The organism is Microbacterium sp. MTN4-26 (assembly GCF_042846595.1).
In the GTDB taxonomy this organism is placed as follows: domain Bacteria; phylum Actinomycetota; class Actinomycetes; order Actinomycetales; family Microbacteriaceae; genus Microbacterium; species Microbacterium luteum.
The window spans coordinates 1-5,329 of the sequence record NZ_BTGO01000035.1 but is presented as its reverse complement, the minus strand read 5'-3'; the positions used below and the strand labels follow the sequence as shown (position 1 = coordinate 5,329).

Sequence of the window (5,329 nt, the reverse complement as noted above, 5' to 3'; positions counted from 1 at the left end):
TGGTGTGGGTGGGGTATGATTGTGAAGTTGCCCTTCTGGGCCTGCTTGGTTGCGGGTTGGTTGGTGCGTCCGATCTTTGAGAACTCAACAGCGTGCACTTGTCATATGCCAAATAACCTCGGCCACTTTTTTGTGGTTTGAGATTCCTTTGGATCAATTTTGGATTGTCAGTGATGGCATCCGTTTGGTCATGATTGAACTCGTCGCATGTGTGGTCTTATTCCGACCTGCGTGTGGCTTTCGTTTTTTACGGAGAGTTTGATCCTGGCTCAGGATGAACGCTGGCGGCGTGCTTAACACATGCAAGTCGAACGGTGAAGCCAAGCTTGCTTGGTGGATCAGTGGCGAACGGGTGAGTAACACGTGAGCAACCTGCCCTGGACTCTGGGATAAGCGCTGGAAACGGCGTCTAATACTGGATATGAGCTCTCATCGCATGGTGGGGGTTGGAAAGATTTTTCGGTTTGGGATGGGCTCGCGGCCTATCAGCTTGTTGGTGAGGTAATGGCTCACCAAGGCGTCGACGGGTAGCCGGCCTGAGAGGGTGACCGGCCACACTGGGACTGAGACACGGCCCAGACTCCTACGGGAGGCAGCAGTGGGGAATATTGCACAATGGGCGCAAGCCTGATGCAGCAACGCCGCGTGAGGGATGACGGCCTTCGGGTTGTAAACCTCTTTTGGTAGGGAAGAAGCCTTCGGGTGACGGTACCTGCAGAAAAAGCGCCGGCTAACTACGTGCCAGCAGCCGCGGTAATACGTAGGGCGCAAGCGTTATCCGGAATTATTGGGCGTAAAGAGCTCGTAGGCGGTCTGTCGCGTCTGCTGTGAAATTCCGAGGCTCAACCTCGGGCTTGCAGTGGGTACGGGCAGACTAGAGTGCGGTAGGGGAGATTGGAATTCCTGGTGTAGCGGTGGAATGCGCAGATATCAGGAGGAACACCGATGGCGAAGGCAGATCTCTGGGCCGTTACTGACGCTGAGGAGCGAAAGGGTGGGGAGCAAACAGGCTTAGATACCCTGGTAGTCCACCCCGTAAACGTTGGGAACTAGTTGTGGGGTCCTTTCCACGGATTCCGTGACGTAGCTAACGCATTAAGTTCCCCGCCTGGGGAGTACGGCCGCAAGGCTAAAACTCAAAGGAATTGACGGGGACCCGCACAAGCGGCGGAGCATGCGGATTAATTCGATGCAACGCGAAGAACCTTACCAAGGCTTGACATACACCAGAACGGGCCAGAAATGGTCAACTCTTTGGACACTGGTGAACAGGTGGTGCATGGTTGTCGTCAGCTCGTGTCGTGAGATGTTGGGTTAAGTCCCGCAACGAGCGCAACCCTCGTTCTATGTTGCCAGCACGTTATGGTGGGAACTCATGGGATACTGCCGGGGTCAACTCGGAGGAAGGTGGGGATGACGTCAAATCATCATGCCCCTTATGTCTTGGGCTTCACGCATGCTACAATGGCCGGTACAATGGGCTGCGATACCGCGAGGTGGAGCGAATCCCAAAAAGCCGGTCCCAGTTCGGATTGAGGTCTGCAACTCGACCTCATGAAGTCGGAGTCGCTAGTAATCGCAGATCAGCAACGCTGCGGTGAATACGTTCCCGGGTCTTGTACACACCGCCCGTCAAGTCATGAAAGTCGGTAACACCTGAAGCCGGTGGCCTAACCCTTGTGGAGGGAGCCGTCGAAGGTGGGATCGGTAATTAGGACTAAGTCGTAACAAGGTAGCCGTACCGGAAGGTGCGGCTGGATCACCTCCTTTCTAAGGAGCATCTGGAGGCTTCGGCCTTCCAGGCGCCGGTTCAACACCGAATGTGTGTTGCCGGTTAGCTCATGGGTGGAACATATGACGAGGTGCCGAGCGTTGATCGTTTTGCTGAGTACGGCCTTTCGGGGTCTGGAACGGTGGGTCGTGATGGTTCGGCACATGCACGCTGTTGGGTCCTGAGGGACCGGGTGCTGCTTCTGCTCTTCGGGGTGGGGGTGGTGGCTGACTCTCTGGGCCCCTTTTTGGTGTCTTCCGTGTGGGGGATGTCGGAGGGGGTACCGCCCGTACTTTGAGAACTACACAGTGGACGCGAGCATCTTAAAGACACATGTTTGTGTGTTTTTGAAATAGCGATTTTTTGATCGATAGATCAGCTCATGTGATTTCAAGTCTTTAAGAGCAAACGGTGGATGCCTTGGCATCTGGAGCCGAAGAAGGACGTAGCAATCTGCGATAAGCCTCGGGGAACTGATAAGCGAGTTTTGATCCGAGGGTGTCCGAATGGGGAAACCCCGCCAGGCGGCGTGCTGACCTGGTGACTCCCGCCTGAATGTATAGGGCGGGTAGAGGGAACGTGGGGAAGTGAAACATCTCAGTACCCACAGGAAGAGAAAACAACCGTGATTCCGTGAGTAGTGGCGAGCGAAATCGGATGAGGCTAAACCTTATGCGTGTGATAGCCGGCAGGCGTTGCGTGTGAGGGGTTGTGGGACGTGCTTGGTCATCCTGCCGGGTGGCCGACGTGATGGAAGCGTGTAGACGAACGGTCTTGAAAGGCCGGCCAGAGTGGGTGCCAGCCCCGTAGTCGAAATGCGTGTTTCAGCGTGGCGTGTATCCCAAGTAGCACGGGGCCCGAGAAATCCCGTGTGAATCTGTCAGGACCACCTGATAAGCCTAAATACTCCCAGATGACCGATAGCGGACAAGTACCGTGAGGGAAAGGTGAAAAGTACCCCGGGAGGGGAGTGAAATAGTACCTGAAACCGTTTGCTTACAAACCGTTGGAGCCTCCTTAGCAGGGGTGACAGCGTGCCTTTTGAAGAATGAGCCTGCGAGTTAGCGATACGTGGCGAGGTTAACCCGTGTGGGGTAGCCGTAGCGAAAGCGAGTCTGAACAGGGCGTTTCAGTCGCGTGTCCTAGACCCGAAGCGAAGTGATCTATCCATGGCCAGGTTGAAGCGACGGTAAGACGTCGTGGAGGACCGAACCCACTTAGGTTGAAAACTGAGGGGATGAGCTGTGGATAGGGGTGAAAGGCCAATCAAACTTCGTGATAGCTGGTTCTCTCCGAAATGCATTTAGGTGCAGCGTTGCGTGTTTCTTGCCGGAGGTAGAGCTACTGGATGGCCGATGGGCCCTACAAGGTTACTGACGTCAGCCAAACTCCGAATGCCGGTAAGTGAGAGCGCAGCAGTGAGACTGTGGGGGATAAGCTTCATAGTCGAGAGGGAAACAACCCAGACCACCAACTAAGGTCCCTAAGCGCGTGCTAAGTGGGAAAGGATGTGGAGTTGCTCAGACAACCAGGAGGTTGGCTTAGAAGCAGCCACCCTTGAAAGAGTGCGTAATAGCTCACTGGTCAAGTGATTCCGCGCCGACAATGTAACGGGGCTCAAGCACGCCACCGAAGTTGTGGCATTGACATTATTGGTAGGCCTTCGTGGTCCAGCCGTGTTGATGGGTAGGAGAGCGTCGTGTGGGCAGTGAAGCGGCGGGGTGACCCAGCCGTGGAGGCCACACGAGTGAGAATGCAGGCATGAGTAGCGAAAGACGTGTGAGAAACACGTCCTCCGAAAGGCCAAGGGTTCCAGGGTCAAGCTAATCTTCCCTGGGTAAGTCGGGACCTAAGGCGAGGCCGACAGGCGTAGTCGATGGACAACGGGTTGATATTCCCGTACCGGCGAAGAACCGCCCCAGCTAATCCAGTGGTGCTAAGAGTCCTAACCAGGAATGTGTGGATCCCTTCGGGGTGAAGCCGTCCTGGCGAACGCTCGACCCCATGCTGGTGCGGCTAGCGTATTAACAGGTGTGACGCAGGAAGGTAGCCCAAGCCAGGCGATGGTTGTCCTGGTGCAAGTGCGTAGGCCGAGTGGTAGGTAAATCCGTCACTCATACAGGCTGAGACACGATGCGGATGAAAAGTGGGTGATCCTATGCTGCCGAGAAAAGCATCGACGCGAGGTTCTAGCTGCCCGTACCCCAAACCGACTCAGGTGGTCAGGTAGAGAATACCAAGGAGATCGAGAGAATCGTGGTTAAGGAACTCGGCAAAATGCCCCCGTAACTTCGGGAGAAGGGGGGCCATCCACTTATTAGGATTTACTCCGAAAGGGTGTGGTGGCCGCAGAGACCAGTGGGTAGCGACTGTTTACTAAAAACACAGGTCCGTGCCAAGTCGCAAGACGATGTATACGGACTGACGCCTGCCCGGTGCTGGAAGGTTAAGAGGACGGGTTAGCCGTAAGGCGAAGCTCAGAATTTAAGCCCCAGTAAACGGCGGTGGTAACTATAACCATCCTAAGGTAGCGAAATTCCTTGTCGGGTAAGTTCCGACCTGCACGAATGGCGTAACGACTTCCCAACTGTCTCAACCACGAACTCGGCGAAATTGCATTACGAGTAAAGATGCTCGTTACGCGCAGCAGGACGGAAAGACCCCGTGACCTTTACTACAGCTTGGTATTGGTGTTCGGTGTGGCTTGTGTAGGATAGGTGGGAGACTGTGAAGCAGACACGCCAGTGTTTGTGGAGTCGTTGTTGAAATACCACTCTGGTCACTCTGGATGTCTAACTTCGAACCGTAATCCGGTTCAGGGACAGTGCCTGGTGGGTAGTTTAACTGGGGCGGTTGCCTCCCAAAATGTAACGGAGGCGCCCAAAGGTTCCCTCAACCTGGTTGGCAATCAGGTGGCGAGTGTAAGTGCACAAGGGAGCTTGACTGTGAGACTGACAGGTCGAGCAGGGACGAAAGTCGGGACTAGTGATCCGGCAGTGGCTTGTGGAAGCGCTGTCGCTCAACGGATAAAAGGTACCTCGGGGATAACAGGCTGATCTTGCCCAAGAGTCCATATCGACGGCATGGTTTGGCACCTCGATGTCGGCTCGTCGCATCCTGGGGCTGGAGTAGGTCCCAAGGGTTGGGCTGTTCGCCCATTAAAGCGGTACGCGAGCTGGGTTTAGAACGTCGTGAGACAGTTCGGTCCCTATCCGCTGCGCGCGTAGGAAGTTTGAGAGGATCTGACCCTAGTACGAGAGGACCGGGTTGGACGAACCTCTGGTGTGTCAGTTGTTCCGCCAGGAGCACCGCTGATTAGCTACGTTCGGGATGGATAACCGCTGAAAGCATCTAAGCGGGAAGCCGGCCTCAAGATGAGACTTCCATACCCTTCGGGGTGAGAGGCTCCCAGCCAGACTACTGGGTTGATAGGCCGGATGTGGAAGCGCAGTAATGCGTGCAGCTGACCGGTACTAATAAGCCGATGACTTGATAACACTTTCCGCTATTTCTTTAGCGTGACTCGCGTCCACCGTGTGGTTCCCGATGTACGGTCGG

General features: G+C 55.2%; 2 rRNA genes. Both read left to right on the top strand.

What is annotated here, in order from left to right:
* The first annotated feature begins 246 nt into the window (after nt 1-246).
* Nucleotides 247-1,770: ribosomal RNA gene (locus ACGG9C_RS16905) — 16S ribosomal RNA — on the top strand.
* Between the two features lie 389 nt (nt 1,771-2,159).
* Nucleotides 2,160-5,268, top strand: a 23S ribosomal RNA gene (locus tag ACGG9C_RS16900).
* The 16S and 23S rRNA genes sit together here, the layout of an rRNA operon.
* Nucleotides 5,269-5,329: the final 61 nt, after the last annotated feature.